The following is a 15912-nucleotide window of genomic DNA, read 5'->3' as shown; positions in this document are numbered from 1 at the left end:
GATGAGTCTTATCGAAAGAGCCGCACAGCGGCTTGACCAACTCAAGCAGGCCTCTGCCGAGCCCTCCGACGAAGCGCTGCAGCAGGCGGTCGCCCGGGCCGCAGAGCCGGCGGCGGCAAAGGCCGCTCCCGTGCCGGAGCCCGCGCCCGTGTCGGAGGCTCCGTCGCAAGCTGCGGCGGCTGCCCAGCCTGCGCATGCCTCGCGCGGCGTGTACATCGATCTCGCGATGCTCGAAGCCAAGGGCATGGTCACGCCCGACCGCCCACGCTCGGCCATTGCCGAGGAGTACCGCGTCATCAAGCGGCCGCTGCTGCGCAACGCCACCGACACCAGCGAAGCGCGCATCGAGAACGCCAACCTGATCATGATCACCAGCGCCATGCCGGGTGAGGGCAAGACCTTCAGCGCGATCAACCTGGCGGTCAGCATGGCCATGGAGCTCGACTACACCGTGCTGCTGGTCGATGCCGATGTTTCGCGGCCCTCGGTGTTCCGCCAGCTTGGCCTGCCGCCGGAGCGCGGCCTGATGGACGTGCTCGCGGGTGACGCCACCGATCTCGGCGATGTGCTGTTGCGCACGAACATCGAGAAGCTCTCCATCCTGCCGGCGGGCATGCCGCATGCGCGCGCGACCGAACTGCTCGCTTCCGAGAACATGAACCGCCTGCTCAAGCAGATGGCGACCCGCTACTCCGACCGCATCATCATTTTCGACTCGCCCCCGCTTCTGGTCACGACCGAGTCGCGCGTGCTCGCCACCCACATGGGGCAGGTGGTCGTCGTCGTCGAAGCCGAGCGCACCACGCACGCGTCCATCAAGCAGGCCCTGGCGACCATCGAGAGCTGCCCGATCAAGCTCATGATGCTCAACAAGGCACGCAGGCAGAGCCACGGCTCGTACTACGGATATGGATACGGATATGGCTATGGCGAAACGGCCCGTGAAAACGCAGCCTGAACCTCGTACGCTGTGCCTTTCCCTGCTCGGCGCCGCCCTGCTGGCGCTTGGCATGGCGGGGCACGCGCAGGCGCAGACGGTGCGGATCCAGCCCTCGCTCGACAACCGGCTGACCTGGACCGACAACGTCGATACGAGCGCGACCAACAAACAGAAGGACTGGATCGCCGAGATCTCACCCGGTCTGTCCATCAGTCGCGAATCCGGCCGCTTCAGTGGTGGTCTCGACATGCGTCTGCGCAACCTCGCGCATGCGGAACGCACGGAGGACAACACCACCTACCTCGCGCTGCAGGGGCGCGGCACGCTCGAAGCCATCGAGGACGCCTTTTTCGTCGACGTTGCTGCCTCCATCAGCCGCGATAACCGTTCCGCCTTCAGCGGCCGTTTCGGTGGCGACACGCTCGACACCGACGAGAACAACGAGACCCGCCTGTTTTCGATCGCGCCGCGCTTCGCCTTCCGCTTCGGCGGCAGCGGGGAGGGCCGGATCGGCTATCAGCAGCGCTGGCTCACGGGCGGTGACAGTACCCTGGGCGATCAGCGCAGCGGCGCCTGGCAAGCGAGCGTCACCGATCCGGTCGCGCTTCGGCTCTTCGGTTGGGGGCTGGAGTACGTGCGGACCGACACCCGCTACGATGAAGGCTCCAACCGTGACGTCGAGCAGGAGGTCGGTCGGGCCACCCTGTTCGTGAACATCGACCCGCAGTTCCGCGTGCGCGCCATCGGCGGGTACGAGTCCAACGACTACGCCACGGTCAGTGGCGAGCGCGGCGCCATCTGGGGGGGCGGCTTCGACTGGTACCCCAACGAGCGCACGGCGATCTCCGTTACCGGCGAGGACCGTATCTTCGGCACGGGGTACGACGTCAGCCTGCAACATCGCATGGCACGCTCGGCGCTCACGCTCACCGCGCGGCGCGACATCTCCTCCTCGCTGCAGGATCTTGCCGGCGGCTACGCCATCGACCCCCTGTTCCAGGCCATCTACCAGATCCTCGGCGCCATCGACCCCACGCTCAGCGACCTCGAGCGCGAGCGTATCGCGCTGGACGAGTACCGCGCGCGCGGCGGGCAGGGCATCCGCTCCAATGCCTACTTCCTGGAGCGGGCGTTCGGGGCGGGGTATTCGATCAGCGGTGTGCGCAACACCGTCTCGATCTCGCTTCAGCAAAGCGAGCGCCAGCGCCTGAGCACGCTGTCCGGCTTCGTCCTCAACGATGATCTGGCCGACTACGACAAGATCCGCACGCGCTCGGCGTCCCTGTCCTTCAACCACCAGTTGTCCGGGCTGGCGACGCTCTCAGCGGGCTACCTGCGTTCGCGCTCGGAAGGCGAAGGCGTGACTGACGACACCACCACGCGCTCGTCCTACACCCTGGGCCTCACCCGGCGCCTTGGCGCCCAGGCCAATGGCGGCGTCACCTACTCGCACATCAAGTCCGAGGGGCGCGACGCCTACACCGAGAACGCAGTCACCGCCACCTTCGGCATGCGGTTCTGAGTCACGCATCGATGTACGAATCCTTCTTCAAGCTCCGCGGCAAACCCTTCCAGCTCAACCCCGATCCGGCCTTTTTCTATGGCAGTCGCGGGCACCGGCGGGCCATGGCCTATCTCGAATACGGCCTGCACCAGAGCGAGGGCTTCATCGTCATCACCGGCGAGATCGGTGCGGGCAAGACCACGATCGTGCGCAGCCTGCTCGAGCACCTCGACCCCGAGCGGGTGGTCGCGGCCAACATCGTCAGTACCCAGATCGACGCCGCCGACGTGCTGCGCATGGTGGCTGCGGCCTTCGGCGTGCCCAGCCGCAACCTGGACAAGGCCGGGCTGCTGCTCGCCATCGAAACCTACCTCGTGTCGGTCACGGCCGCGGGCAAGCGCGCGCTGCTGATCGTGGACGAGGCGCAGAATCTCTCCGCGGCGGCGGTGGAGGAACTGCGCATGCTGTCCAACTTCCAACTCGAAGACCATGCCCTGCTGCAAAGCTTCCTGGTCGGACAGCCGGAGTTCCGCGACATGATGCAGCGCGTCGAGATGCAGCAACTGCGCCAGCGCGTGATCGCCTCCTACCACCTCGGCCCGCTCGACGCGCAGGAAACCCGCGGCTACATCGAGCACCGCCTCAAGCATGTCGGCTGGGCCGACGATCCCCGCTTCGAACCCGGCGCCTTCACCGCCATCTACGGCTACACCGGCGGCATCCCGCGCAACATCAACACCCTGTGCGACCGGCTGCTGCTTTCCGCGTATCTGGGCGAAAGCCATGCCATCACCGAAGCGCACGTGCGCGAGGTGATCGACGAGCTCAAGGAGGAGTTCGCGTCGGCGCGGGCGCGCCCGGTGCACAGCGCAGCCATGCGCGCCCAGCCGCGCGCCAGCGCGACCGAGCGCGTGGCGATGCCGGAAACGCTGGGCAACCTCGCGCTGGACCGGCTGCATGCCTCGCCCGAGCTGGCCGAGCAGACCGCAGCGCTCGCTGGCAGCTACGACCTGCAGCGCATCGAGGCGCGCCTGGCGAGCCTGGAGCAGTCGGTGTCTGCAGCGGTGATGCTGCTCAATCAACTCGTCCAGGCCGTGCGCCGCGACGACCCCGGCCAGGAAGAATCGCGATGAGCTCCACCGTCACCATGCAGGCGCCGGTCATCTGCGTCGTCGGCGCGCGCCCCAACTACATGAAGGTCGCGCCCATCATCCGCGCCTTCGCCGCCCACAACCCGCCGATCCGCACGCTGCTGGTACACACCGGCCAGCACTACGATCCGGCGATGAAGGACCGGCTGTTCGCCGATCTCGAATTGCCCGAACCCGATGTCAACCTCGCCGTGGGCTCGGGCTCGCACGCGGTGCAGACCGCCGAGGTCATGAAGCGCTTCGAGCCCGTCCTCGATGCGCACGGCGCGCGTGCGGTGCTGGTGGTGGGGGACGTAAACTCCACGCTCGCCTGCGCGCTGGTCGCCTGCAAGCGTCACATTCCGGTGGTACACGTGGAGTCCGGCCTGCGCAGCAACGACCGCCGCATGCCCGAAGAGATCAACCGCATCCTCACCGACCAGATTTCCGATGTGCTCTACACCACCGAGCGCTCCGCCCACGACAACCTTGCGCGCGAAGGCATCCCCGCAGAGCGCGCGGTCTTCGTCGGCAACGTCATGATCGACAGTCTGCGCGCCAGCCTGCCCAAGGCCGTGCCTGCCGATGTGCTGCTCGCCCAGTCCGGGCTCGACCCGCAGCGCATCGCGGGCGGCTATGGCGTGGTCACGCTGCATCGACCGTCCAACGTCGACGCCGCCGAGACCCTCGGCCCGGTCATCGACGCGCTGCACCACGTCAGCCAGCGCCTGCCGCTGGTGTTCGCACTGCATCCGCGCACGCGCAACAACCTGGAACGCTTCGGCATGCTCGACCGGCTCGCCGCACCGGGCTTCCTCGTGCTGCCGCCACAGGGTTATCTGGAAATGCTCGGCCTCATGTCGGGCGCGCGCATGGTGCTCACCGACTCGGGCGGCATCCAGGAGGAAACCACCGCGCTCGGCGTACCCTGCATCACGATCCGCGAGAACACCGAGCGCCCGATCACCGTGGAGCAGGGCACCAACACCCTGGTGGGGGTGCGCGGCGAAGCCATCATCGCCGCCGCCGACGAGATCCTCGTCAACGGCGGCAAGGCTGGACGCACGCCCGAATACTGGGATGGTCGCTGTGCAGAGCGCATCGCCGCCCATCTTCACGACTGGCTCGCCGCGCATGAGGCGGCCGGCCCGCCTGCCGTACAGGTGTGACATGGACGCACGCATCACCAACGCCTTCACTTGCGACGTCGAGGACTACTTCCAGGTCTCCGCGCTCGCTCCGCACTTTCCGCGCAGTGGTTGGGACAGCGTGCCCTGCAGGGTGGAGCGCAACGTCGACCGCATCCTGGAGCTGCTGGATGGCCACGGCGCGCGCGGCACCTTCTTCACCCTGGGCTGGCTTGCGGAGCGCTATCCGGCCATGGTGCGGCGCATCTCCGATGCCGGGCACGAGGTCGCGAGCCATGGCTACGCCCACCAGCGCGCCAGCGACCTGAGCCCGCACGAGTTCGGCGCCGACATCCGTCTCGCGAAAGCCATCCTCGAGGACATCACCGGAAGGGAAGTCACCGGCTACCGCGCCCCCAGCTTCTCCATCGGCGAATCCAATCTCTGGGCGCACGACTGCATCGCCGAAGCCGGCTATCGCTACAGCTCCAGCGTGTACCCGGTCAAGCACGACCACTACGGCATCCCCGATGCACCGCGCTTTCCCTGGCGGCTCGACAACGGTCTGCTCGAGGTGCCGGTCACCACACTGAACCTGCTCGGGCGCAACTGGCCAGCGGGCGGCGGCGGTTTCTTCCGGCTGCTGCCGTACCCCATTTCGCGCTGGCAGATCGCGCGCGTCAACGCAGGCGACCAACGCCCTGCGATCTTCTACTTCCACCCGTGGGAAATCGACCCCGAGCAACCCCGCGTGACCGATGCCACGGTCAAGACCCGCTTCAGGCATTACATTAACCTCAGACATACCGAAGCACGGCTCGACCGTCTGCTGTCGGATTTTGCCTGGGGGCGTGCGGACGAGGTGTTCTGCAACGCCGCCTGACCTGCCTGGAACCGAAGGGAAAAGATGGACCGACTGCCCGTTGTCGTCAGCCTGCTCACCGATGAGAAAGTCCCCGCGTGGGACGCCTTCGTGCGCGCCTGCCCGCAGGGCACCTTCTTCCATCTGTCCGGCTGGCGCGAGATCCTCGATGAGGTGCTGCGGCACCGCAGCTTTTACCTGTATGCCGAGCGTGCCGGCGAGATCGTCGGTGTGCTGCCGCTCGCCGAGGTGCGCAGCCGGCTGTTCGGACATGCGCTCGTCTCCCTGCCGTTCTGCGTCTATGGCGGCGCGGCGCTTGCCCCGGATGCCGGCCCCGAAGTGCTGTTCGAGCTCGAGTCCAAAGCAGAGACGCTCGCGCGCGCGCTGGGTGTGCAGCACCTCGAATACCGCAACCTCAAGGCCCGCCACGCGGACTGGCCGCGGCAGGACCTCTACGTCACCTTCCGCAAGGAGATCCTCCCCGAGGTCGAAGCCAACCTGCTCGCCATCCCGCGCAAGCAGCGCGCCATGGTGCGCAAGGGCATCAAGAACGGCCTGGTGAGCGAGATCGACGCGGGGGTCGAGCGCTTCTTCGCGCTCTACGCCGACAACGTGCTGCGCCACGGCACCCCTGCGCTGCCCAGGGCGTTCTTCCAGCGCCTCAGGGACGTCTTCGGCGAGGCCTGCGAGGTGCTCACCGTGGTCAGCCCCGAAGGCAAGCCGCTCTCCAGCGTGTTCAGCTTCTACTTCCGCGACGAGGTGCTGCCGTATTACGCCGGCGATGACCTGGCGGCGCGCGACCTCGCCGCCAACGACTTCAAGTACTGGGAGCTCATGCGCCGCGCCTGCGAGCGCGGCTGCAAGGTGTTCGACTACGGCCGCAGCAAGGTCGGCACCGGGCCTTACAGCTTCAAGAAGAACTGGGGCTTCGAACCGCAAGCCCTGTCCTACGAATACCGCCTGTACAAGCGCGACAGCGTGCCGCAGAACAACCCCATGAACCCCAAGTACCGCGCCTTCATCGCGCTCTGGAAGCGCCTGCCCATCGGCGTGGCCAATCGCCTGGGGCCGCATATCGTGCGCAACCTGGGGTAGTGCGGTGACGCAGGACTCCCAGCACGACCAGCCGGGCCGCCCGCCGCTGCTCTACCTCACGCACCGCATCCCCTATCCGCCCAACAAGGGCGACAAGGTGCGTTCCTTCAACATCCTGCGCCAGCTCTCGCGCACGCACCGCGTCTGGCTCGGCACTTTCGTCGACCACCGCGACGACCTGCAGCATGTGGCCACGCTCAAGCAGTGGTGCGAGCAGGTCTGCGCCATCCCCATCGAGCCGCGCATCCGCCGCATCGCCAGCCTGCGCGGCCTGCTGCGGGGCGAGGCGCTGAGCCTGCCGTACTACAGCAGCCCGCGTCTGGCCGAGTGGGTGGCGCGCACCATCGGTGAACACGACATCCGTGCGGCGGTTGCGTTTTCGGGGCCCATGGCGCAGTACCTCGACATGCCGGGGCTCCAGCGTCGCGTCATCGACTTCTGCGACGTCGACTCCGCAAAGTGGACGCAGTACGCCCCCGAGCACCGCTGGCCCATGTCCTGGCTGTACCGTCGTGAGGGCGAGCGCCTGCTCGCGTTCGAGCGCCAGGCCGCCGCGCAGGTCGACGCCAGCCTCTTCGTCACCGAGGCCGAAGCCGAGCTCTTCCGCCACGCCGCGCCCGAGGCCGCGAGCTGTGTGGGGGTGATGCAGAACGGTGTCGATGCGGACTTCTTCTCTCCCGCCAACGCCGGAAAGTCGCCGTATCCGCCCGGTGGCCCGGTCATCGTGTTCAGCGGCGCCATGGATTACTGGCCCAATGTGGATGCCGTCACCTGGTTTGCCACCGAGTTGCTGCCGCGCATCCGCCAGACCGTGCCCGACGCCCGCTTCTGGATCGTCGGCATGAACCCGGCACCGGCGGTGCAGGCGCTTGCGGGCGAGGGGGTCGCCGTCACCGGCACCGTGCCCGACGTGCGCCCCTACATCGCCCATGCGGATGTGGTCGTCGCCCCCCTGCGCATCGCGCGCGGCATCCAGAACAAGGTGCTCGAGGCCATGGCCATGGCGCGCCCGGTGGTCGTGTCCGCCGACTCTGCCACGGGTCTCGCCGCCCGCCCCGGGCACGATTTCGAGATTGCCCGCGACGGCGACGACACCGTCCGCCACGTCCTCGCGCTGCTCGCCGATCCCGCCCGCGGCAGCACGATGGGGGCTGCCGCGCGCACCTGCGTGGTGGATCACTACAGCTGGCAGGCGCATCTCGCCCAACTGGACGCACTGTTGCGTCCGCCTCCACCAATCCCATGAGCCGCCATGAGCCATAACCCCCGCGCCTTTTCCGCCGTCGCCCTCGCGCTTGTGCTCACCCTGCTGTGGGTGGTGGGGTGGTACTGGGGCACCGCGCAGGAGGTCGCCGACATCTGGTTGCGGTCCGATACCTTCGCCCACGGGATCATCGTGCTCCCCGCTTTTGCCTGGCTCGTTTGGGATGCGCGTGACCGGGTGGGCGCGCTGCAACCCCAGCCCGTCGGCTGGCTTGCGCTGCCGATCCTTTCCGCCGGACTGCTCTGGCTGCTCGGAGGCATGGTCGGCGTGGCCGCAGCCCAGCACCTTGCGTTGTTCGTCATGGCCGTGTCGGGCCTTGTTGGTGTGTTGGGCTGGCAACTGAGCCGGGTGCTGCTGTTTCCGCTCTTGTTCCTGTTCTTCGGTCTTCCGATCGGCGAGTTCATGGTGCCGACCTTGATGCACTACACGGCCGAGGTCACCGTCTGGGCGCTGCGCCTGTCGGGCGTGCCGGTGTATCAGGACGGGCTGCACTTCGTTGTGCCCAACGGCCGTTGGTCTGTGGTTGAAGCTTGCAGCGGCATCCGATACCTGACAGCGTCGCTAATGGTGGGTGCGCTCTACGCCTACCTCAACTACACCAGCCGAAAGCGTCGCCTGATGTTCATGCTGGTCGCGCTGGTGGCGCCCATCCTGGCCAACTGGCTGCGTGCCTACATGATCGTGATGATGGGTTACCTCTCCGACAATCGTATCGGTACTGGTGACGATCATGTGTTTTATGGCTGGATCCTCTTCGGCCTCGTCATCCTGTTGATGTTCTGGCTTGGAGCACGCTGGCACGAGCCTCGCACACCCACGGTACAGGTCGACCCGTCTGCGGCGGGTGCACAGCAACGTACTTCGTGGCTCGGCATGGTTCCGCTGGCGATTGCGATAGCCGCTTTTCCGCCCGTGCTCAAGCAACTCGACGCCCCGGTACCGGATTTTCCGGTCCAGCTCGCTGCTCCGGGGCCTGCTGCGGGTTGGGTTGCGCCTGCTGTACCCGGTATCGACTACCGCCCGACCTACCTCGGCGCGCGCGCCGAGGTCTTCCAGGCCTATGCGGCCGATGGAGACCGGCTGCCGGTCGGTCTTTTTGCGGCGTGGTATGTCGGTCAGCGCGAAGGCAGCGAGATGATCGCTTGGGAAAACGGCGCAACTTCGCCGCGACAGGGTGAGATCAGTGTCGTGCGTAGTGCGCAGACCCTCGAGGTGGATGGGCTAAGCGTTCGCGAAAACCTCATCTCCACGCCGCGAGGCCGAATGCTGCTCTGGCACTGGTACCGCGTTAACGGCCGCAACCTCACGCGCGATGCCGAGGTGAAGCTGCGTCTGGCGATGGATCGCCTGCAAGGTATGTACGACGAGTCGGCGGTCGTTGTGCTGATGACCCCCGAGGGCCTCGAAGACGAGGAGGCCGCGCGCGCGCGCCTGCGGAACTATCTGCTCAGCCATCGGGCCGCCATCGAAGCGGCGGTCGATGCGCCGGTGCGGAGCATCCCGGAATGACGCTTGCCGTGCCTGCGCACGCTGCAGCGCCGCGCCCGCTGGTCATGCACGTGCTCTACAGCTTCGACGTCGGCGGGCTGGAGAACGGCGTGGTCAATCTCATCAACCACATGCCGCCCGAGCGCTTCCGCCACGTCGTCGTGGCCCTGGCCCAGTGCGCGCCGGACTTCTGCCAGCGCGTGCAGCGCAGCGACGTGGAATTCATCTCGCTGCACAAGCCGCCCGGCCACGGCATCAGGCTCTATCCGCGCTTTTACCGCCTGTGCCGCCAGTTGCGCCCGGCCATCGTACACACGCGCAACCTGGCCGCGCTGGAGTTCGCCGTGCCGGCCGCGCTGGCCGGTGTGCCGGCGCGCGTGCATGGCGAGCACGGCTGGGACAGCTCCGACCCCGGCGGCACGCAGCGCAAATACCAGCTGCTGCGCCGCGGCTACAGTCCCTTCGTCCATCGCTACGTGGCGCTGTCGGGGCAGATCGAGTCCTATCTCACCGAGCGCGTCGGCATCGCCGCGAGTCGGATCGAACGCATCTGCAACGGCGTGGACACCTTGCGATTCCGGCCCGCGTCGGCGCGGCAGGCGGTGGCGGGCAGCCCCTTCGACGACCCGGACGCGGTCATCGTCGGCACCGTCGGCCGGCTGCAGACGGTCAAGGATCAGCTCAACCTGGTACGCGCCATGGCCATCGCGCGCGCGCAGGGCGAGGCAGGCGCCCGGCTGCGCCTCGTCATCGCCGGCGACGGGCCGCAGCGCGCCGAGATCGAGGCCGAGATCGCCGCCACCGGCATCGGCGACATCACCTGGCTCGCGGGCGCGCGCAGCGACGTACCCGAAGTCATGCGCGCGCTCGACCTCTTTGCGCTGCCTTCGCAGGCCGAAGGCATCTCCAACACCATCCTCGAGGCCATGGCCAGCGGCCTGCCGGTGGTCGCCACCGACGTCGGCGGCAACGCCGAGCTGGTCGCTGCGGGCGAGACCGGCGCGCTCGTTCCCGCCCAGGATCCGCACGCCATGGCGCAGGCATTCCTGCGCTACACTGCAGATGCTGCGTTGCGGCAAAGTCATGGCGCCGCCGGCCGCCGGCGGGTTGAGCGCAACTTCAGCATCGACAACATGGTGGCGCGTTACACCCGTCTCTACGAACAGCTGCTGCGCCCAAACGGCGCCCGATAAAGAGGACTCCCGATCATGTGCGGCATCGCCGGCCTCTTCGACACCCGCGGCAAGCGCGATTTCGATCGTGCCCTCATGCAGCGCATGAACGACGTGCAGCACCATCGCGGCCCGGACGAAGGGGGCTACCACTTCGAGCCCGGCGTCGCGCTCGCGCACCGCCGGCTGTCCATCATCGACCTCGCCACCGGCCAGCAGCCGCTGTTCAACGAGGACGGCTCGGTGGCGGTGGTGTTCAACGGCGAGATCTACAACTTCCAGGAGCTGGTGCCCGAGCTCGAGGCGCTGGGCCACGTCTTCCATACCCGCAGCGACACCGAGGTCATCGTGCACGCCTGGGAGGCCTGGGGCGAGGACTGCGTGCAGCGCTTCCGTGGCATGTTCGCCTTTGCGCTGCACGACCGTAACCGCGACACCTTCTTCATGGCGCGCGACCGCCTGGCGGTCAAGCCGATGTTCTACGCGCTGCTGCCCGATGGCACGCTCGCGTTCGGTTCCGAACTCAAGGTGTTGATGCAGCACCCGGCGCTCGACCGCCGCATCGACCCGCTAGCCGTGGAGGAGTACTTCGCGCTCGGCTACGTCGCCGAGCCGCGCACCATCTTCCTCGGCGCCAAAAAGCTCGGCCCGGGCGAATCACTCTGCATCCGCCGCGGCCAGCCCATCCCCGGGCCCAAGCAGTACTGGGACGTACGCTTCACCCTCGACAACGACATCAGCCTCGAAGAAGCCACCGCCGAACTCACCGAGCGCCTGCGCGAATCCGTGCGCCTGCGCATGATCGCCGAGGTGCCGCTGGGCGCCTTCCTGTCCGGTGGAGTCGACTCCAGCGCCGTCGTCGCCACCATGGCCGGCATCAGCGCGGAGCCGGTCAACACCTGCTCCATCGCCTTCGACGACCCCAAGTTCAACGAATCCGAATTCGCGCAGAAGGTCGCCGACCGCTACAAAACCCGCCACTTCGTCGAAACGGTCAAGTCCGACGACTTCGACCTCATCGACACCCTGGCCGCCCTCTACGACGAGCCCTACGCCGACAGCTCCGCCATCCCCACCTACCGCGTGTGCCAGCTCGCGCGCAAGCACGTCACCGTGGCCTTGTCGGGCGACGGCGGCGACGAGAGCTTCGGCGGCTACCGCCGCTACCGCATGCACCTGATGGAAGAGAAGATGCGCGCGGCGCTGCCCATGGGCGTGCGCCGGTCCGTCTTCGGCCTGCTCGGCCGCTTCTACCCCAAGGCCGACTGGGCGCCGCGTATGTTCCGCGCCAAGACCACCTTCCAGGCCATGGCGCGCGACGCCACCGAGGCCTACTTCCACAGCGTGTCCATCCTGCGCGGCGACATGCGCGAAAAGCTGTTCAGCGCCGACTTCCGCAAAAAGCTCGGCGGCTACGACGCGCTCGACGTCTTCCGCCGCCATGCTGCCCAGGCCAACACGGACGATGGGTTGGCGCTCATCCAGTACCTCGACCTCAAGACCTACCTGGTCGGCGACATCAACACCAAGGTCGACCGCGCCAGCATGGCCCACTCGCTGGAAGTGCGCGAACCGCTGATGGACCACAAGCTGGTCGAATGGCTCGCCACGCTGCCCTCCGGCCTCAAGATCCAGGGCAACGAAGGCAAGTACCTGTTCAAGAAGGCCATGGAACCCTTCCTGCCCAACGAGGTGCTCTACCGCCCGAAGATGGGCTTCGCCGTCCCGCTGGCGCGCTGGTTCCGCGGCCCGCTCAAACAGCGCGTGCGTGATGCAGTGCTGGGCGAGACGCTCGCCGCCACCGGTATCTTCAACCCGGACTACCTGCAGCACCTGGTCGACGCCCATCAGTCGGGTGCGCGCGACTACAGCGCGCCGCTGTGGACCCTGCTGATGTTCGAGGCCTTCGTCCGCAACAACGGATCAATGGGGTCAGACTCGATTGATCGGCGCGTACTCTCCGAGGCGGTGCCGTTATGACGATCCTCCGCTAACCATGCGCATCCTCCACATCCTCGACCACTCCATCCCGCTGCACAGCGGCTACACCTTCCGCACCGCGGCCATCCTGCGCGAGCAGCGGGCGCTCGGCTGGGAGACGTTTCACCTGACCTCGCCCAAGCAGGGCAACACCGCGGCCGAAGTCGAAGACGTCGACGGCCTGCGCTTCTACCGCTGCCCGGTGCCCGAGGCCGGCCCGGCCGGGATCAACGAGCTGCGCCTGATGCGCGCCACCGAAGCCCGCCTGGAACAGCTTGCCCGCGAACTAAAGCCCGATGTGCTGCACGCCCACTCGCCGGTGCTCAACGCCATCCCCGCCATCCGCGTCGGCAAGCGCCTGGGCATTCCTGTCGTCTATGAGATCCGCGCCTTCTGGGAAGACGCCGCCGTCGACCACGGCACCACCGCCGAAGGCAGCATCCGCTACCGCGCCACGCGCGCCATGGAAACCTGGGCGCTCAAGCGCGTCGATCACGCCTTCACCATCTGCGAGGGGCTACGCGCCGACATCGTGGCGCGCGGCATCCCCGCGGCCAAGGTCACTGTCATCCCCAATGCGGTGGATATCGAAGGCTTCCAGCTCTCCGGCGATCCGGACCCCGAACTGCGCCGCCAGCTTGGCCTGGCAGACTGCACTACCGTCGGCTTCGTCGGCTCGTTCTACGCCTACGAAGGTCTCGACCTGCTGCTCGACGCCTTCCCCGCGCTGCTGCAAAACCGCCCCGACCTGCGCCTGCTGCTGGTGGGCGGTGGCCCGCAGGACGCCAACCTCAAGGCCCAGGCCCAGCGCCTGGGGGTGGCCGACAAGGTGGTCTTTACCGGCCGCGTGCCGCACAGCGAGGTCAGCCGCTACTACGACCAGATCGACCTGCTCGCTTACCCGCGCCACTCCATGCGCCTCACCGAACTCGTCACCCCGCTCAAGCCGCTCGAGGCCATGGCGCAGGGGCGGCTGTTCGTCGCGTCCGATGTCGGTGGCCACAAGGAACTGATCCGCGACGGCGAGACCGGCAAGTTGTTCAAGGCCGGCAGCCCCGAGGCGCTCGCCGCCGCCATCGACGACATGCTCGATCATCGCGAGCGCTGGCCGGCGATGCGCGAGGCGGGGCGGCATTTTGTTGAAGACGTTCGCAACTGGAAGAACAGCGTGGCGAATTACATTCCGGTGTACGGCCGGCTCACGCAGAGGAAGGCCGCATGAAGCAGCGGACCATGCGGGGGCTGGTGCTGCTTTCACGATGCTCCGGCTGCACTCATCCGGAGTCGCTCTCATGAGCACTTCGCGCACTTACCTCCCGCACGTTCACAACTTTCGCGGGTTTGCGATCACGCTGATCATCGCTACGCATTGCCTGAGCATTTTTGACTGGTCCTCGACACCTACGCTCGAATTGCTGCTCAAGCGTCTTGTCGCGAACGGCACGATCTTGTTCCTCTTCATTGCCGGATTTCTGTTCCAGCACCTTTCGGACAAATACGAGGTGCGCGACTACCTGTGGAAGAAGACGCGGTTTGTCGTTTTGCCTTACCTTTTCGTATCAGTCCCTGCGTTGCTTCTCTTTACGGTGGTGATGCAGCGCACCGAAGTCCCGCCGGGTTTCTACGATCTGCCGACGTGGAGGCAGGTCACAAGTTTCTTGCTTACCGGTAGTCACCTAGCGCCATTCTGGTTCATCCCTGTGTTTGTCTCCAGAGGGAGCTACAACCCAGCAAAATCGTTCGTTCATTTTCTTCCGGTCTGGATGCTCGGCATGGCGTGTAGCCGCCATCGCGAAACGGCAACGCGTTGGCTGAGCGTGGGGTTCTGGTGGTTGCTGGTGGCCTTCATTTTCTTCTTTGCGCTCGAGTTTGTTTATTCCGTCGGCACGCATAGCTGGTATAGCAGTATTGGCAAGATCATCCTGACCCTGTTCCTGTTCGAGGCTTTCCGGCGTTGGGGTGATGGCAGTGCAAGATGGTTTGCGCTTGCAGGCACGCTGAGTTTTGGTTTGTTCTTCGTGCACTCCTACGTAATCTCGGCCGGGAAGCTTGTCGTAGAGCGTTTCGTGGGTGCCCAGCCGGCGGGCAATCTGCTGCTCTATTTGGCAAGCGTTGTCGTTGCGGTCTTCCTCAGCATCGCCGCGGTTCAGGGCGCGCGCAGATTGCTTGGTCGATATAGCCGAAACCTGATTGGCGTTTGACCGTCCGGCAACTTGGCAAAAGGATTGGCGTCTTGAATTACTCGCAGTTGCGCATCGCCCTCATCGGCCCCTTGCCCCCGCCCGCCGGCGGCATGGCCAACCAGACGCGCCAGCTCGCCGAGCTGCTGCGCGGCGAAGGCGCGAGCGTCGAGCTGGTGCAGGTGAATGCGCCCTACAAACCCGCCTGGGCGGGCCGAATCAAGGGTGTGCGCGCGGTGTTCCGTCTGTTGCCTTATCTGGCGCACCTGTGGCAAGCCTGCGGCCGGGCGGACATCGTGCACGTGATGGCCAACTCCGGCTGGTCTTGGCACCTCTTCGCCATGCCGGCTATCCGTATCGCGGCACTGCGCGGCACGCCGGTCGTGGTCAACTACCGCGGCGGCGAGGCGGGGCCTTTTCTGGACAAGGCTGCAGCATCCGTGCGCGCCACGCTGCGCCACAGCGCCGGGCTGCTGCTGCCCTCGGGATTTTTGCTCGAAGTGTTTGCGCGCCACGGCATGCAGGGCAGGGTGGTGCCGAACATCATCGACCTGGTCCGCTTCCATCCAGCGGAGCAATACCCGCCCAACCCGCAGGCACCGCACATCATGGTGGCGCGCAACCTGGAGCCCATCTACGGCATCGACGTTGCGCTGCGTGCCTTTGCCGTCGTAGCCGCAACGCTGCCGGCGGCGCGCCTGTCGGTTGCGGGCAGCGGGCCGCTGCGCGAAGAGTTCGAACGACTCGCCGCCACGCTCGGCGTGGCAGACCGAGTCCGCTTTACCGGCCGGCTCGACCGCGACCAGATGGCCGCGCTGTACCGCGAGGCGGACCTCAGCCTCAACCCCAGCCATGTGGACAACATGCCCAACTCGGTGCTCGAATCGCTCGCCAGTGGCGTGCCGGTGGTCAGCACCGATGTCGGCGGCGTGCCCTTCATCGTCGACCACGGCCGTACCGCGCTGTTGGTGCCAGCCAACGATGCCCAAGCCATGGGCGCCGCTGCCCTGCAGATCCTGACCGACTCGGCTTGCGCAACCATGCTGCGTACCGCCGGCCTGCAGGCCGTGCAGCACTACCGCTGGGAGGCCGTGCGCGACACCCTGCTCGCCGCCTACCGCGACGCCCTGCACGCCCCCGCCGAATCCATGCGGCCGGTGGCCTGAGAGA

At 66.8% G+C, this 15912-nt stretch carries 13 protein-coding genes; all 13 read left to right on the top strand.

Annotated elements, in window-relative coordinates; genetic code table 11:
* Position 1: 1 nt before the first annotated feature.
* The 13 genes from ACNKW1_RS05535 to ACNKW1_RS05475 all read left to right on the top strand — a co-directional run bounded on the left by ACNKW1_RS05535 (position 2) and on the right by ACNKW1_RS05475 (position 15908).
* A complete protein-coding gene (locus ACNKW1_RS05535) occupies positions 2–958 on the top strand; it encodes an XrtA-associated tyrosine autokinase (protein ID WP_418363597.1) in 957 nt (318 codons plus the stop codon).
* Positions 942–2462, top strand: a complete 1521-nt coding sequence (locus ACNKW1_RS05530; protein ID WP_418363596.1) for a TIGR03016 family PEP-CTERM system-associated outer membrane protein — start codon at positions 942–944, stop codon at positions 2460–2462. Before ACNKW1_RS05535 ends, ACNKW1_RS05530 begins: the two co-directional genes overlap by 17 nt.
* A gap of 11 nt (positions 2463–2473) precedes the next feature.
* Entirely contained in the window at positions 2474–3577 is a 1104-nt protein-coding gene (locus tag ACNKW1_RS05525; RefSeq protein WP_418363595.1) for an XrtA/PEP-CTERM system-associated ATPase, read from the top strand.
* Positions 3574–4743: a non-hydrolyzing UDP-N-acetylglucosamine 2-epimerase gene (gene wecB / locus ACNKW1_RS05520; RefSeq protein WP_418363594.1), complete on the top strand. Its 1170-nt coding sequence runs from the start codon at positions 3574–3576 to the stop codon at positions 4741–4743. Before ACNKW1_RS05525 ends, wecB begins: the two co-directional genes overlap by 4 nt.
* 1 nt (position 4744) lies before the next feature.
* Positions 4745–5584 (top strand): XrtA system polysaccharide deacetylase, encoded by an 840-nt coding sequence (locus ACNKW1_RS05515; protein ID WP_418363593.1) that lies wholly within the window; start codon positions 4745–4747, stop codon positions 5582–5584.
* A gap of 24 nt (positions 5585–5608) precedes the next feature.
* Positions 5609–6658 carry a FemAB family XrtA/PEP-CTERM system-associated protein gene (locus tag ACNKW1_RS05510; RefSeq protein ID WP_418363592.1) on the top strand — a complete coding sequence of 350 codons (1050 nt, stop codon included), beginning with the start codon at positions 5609–5611 and terminating at the stop codon, positions 6656–6658.
* A 4-nt stretch (positions 6659–6662) separates the two neighbouring features.
* Complete coding sequence (locus ACNKW1_RS05505; RefSeq protein ID WP_418363591.1) at positions 6663–7904, top strand: TIGR03087 family PEP-CTERM/XrtA system glycosyltransferase; 1242 nt, start codon at positions 6663–6665, stop codon at positions 7902–7904.
* A 6-nt stretch (positions 7905–7910) separates the two neighbouring features.
* Complete coding sequence (gene xrtA, locus ACNKW1_RS05500; protein ID WP_418363590.1) at positions 7911–9431, top strand: exosortase A; 1521 nt, start codon at positions 7911–7913, stop codon at positions 9429–9431.
* Positions 9428–10603 carry a TIGR03088 family PEP-CTERM/XrtA system glycosyltransferase gene (locus tag ACNKW1_RS05495; RefSeq protein WP_418363589.1) on the top strand — a complete coding sequence of 392 codons (1176 nt, stop codon included), beginning with the start codon at positions 9428–9430 and terminating at the stop codon, positions 10601–10603. Before xrtA ends, ACNKW1_RS05495 begins: the two co-directional genes overlap by 4 nt.
* 15 nt (positions 10604–10618) lie before the next feature.
* Positions 10619–12562, top strand: a complete 1944-nt coding sequence (locus ACNKW1_RS05490) for an XrtA/PEP-CTERM system amidotransferase (RefSeq protein WP_418363588.1) — start codon at positions 10619–10621, stop codon at positions 12560–12562.
* A gap of 16 nt (positions 12563–12578) precedes the next feature.
* Positions 12579–13784, top strand: coding sequence for a TIGR04063 family PEP-CTERM/XrtA system glycosyltransferase (locus ACNKW1_RS05485; RefSeq protein ID WP_418363587.1), 1206 nt, complete (start codon positions 12579–12581; stop codon positions 13782–13784).
* Positions 13785–13854: 70 nt separating this feature from the next.
* Positions 13855–14763 carry an acyltransferase family protein gene (locus tag ACNKW1_RS05480; RefSeq protein ID WP_418363586.1) on the top strand — a complete coding sequence of 303 codons (909 nt, stop codon included), beginning with the start codon at positions 13855–13857 and terminating at the stop codon, positions 14761–14763.
* Between the two features lie 32 nt (positions 14764–14795).
* Positions 14796–15908: a glycosyltransferase family 4 protein gene (locus ACNKW1_RS05475; protein WP_418363585.1), complete on the top strand. Its 1113-nt coding sequence runs from the start codon at positions 14796–14798 to the stop codon at positions 15906–15908.
* Positions 15909–15912: the final 4 nt, after the last annotated feature.

Origin of the sequence: Thauera sp. WH-2 (assembly GCF_048321015.1) — a bacterium.
Taxonomy (GTDB): Bacteria; Pseudomonadota; Gammaproteobacteria; order Burkholderiales; family Rhodocyclaceae; genus Thauera.
Note: the sequence above shows the minus strand (reverse complement) of the source record. Positions and strands in the feature narration are given on the sequence as shown.

Coding starts and splice junctions, on each gene's coding strand:
- ACNKW1_RS05490 (WP_418363588.1), top strand. CDS start 10,619: ATGTGCGGCATCGCCGGCCTCTTCGACACCCGCGGCAAGCGCGATTTC.
- ACNKW1_RS05535 (WP_418363597.1), top strand. CDS start 2: ATGAGTCTTATCGAAAGAGCCGCACAGCGGCTTGACCAACTCAAGCAG.
- ACNKW1_RS05485 (WP_418363587.1), top strand. CDS start 12,579: ATGCGCATCCTCCACATCCTCGACCACTCCATCCCGCTGCACAGCGGC.
- ACNKW1_RS05495 (WP_418363589.1), top strand. CDS start 9,428: ATGACGCTTGCCGTGCCTGCGCACGCTGCAGCGCCGCGCCCGCTGGTC.
- xrtA (WP_418363590.1), top strand. CDS start 7,911: ATGAGCCATAACCCCCGCGCCTTTTCCGCCGTCGCCCTCGCGCTTGTG.
- ACNKW1_RS05480 (WP_418363586.1), top strand. CDS start 13,855: ATGAGCACTTCGCGCACTTACCTCCCGCACGTTCACAACTTTCGCGGG.
- ACNKW1_RS05510 (WP_418363592.1), top strand. CDS start 5,609: ATGGACCGACTGCCCGTTGTCGTCAGCCTGCTCACCGATGAGAAAGTC.
- wecB (WP_418363594.1), top strand. CDS start 3,574: ATGAGCTCCACCGTCACCATGCAGGCGCCGGTCATCTGCGTCGTCGGC.
- ACNKW1_RS05515 (WP_418363593.1), top strand. CDS start 4,745: ATGGACGCACGCATCACCAACGCCTTCACTTGCGACGTCGAGGACTAC.
- ACNKW1_RS05525 (WP_418363595.1), top strand. CDS start 2,474: ATGTACGAATCCTTCTTCAAGCTCCGCGGCAAACCCTTCCAGCTCAAC.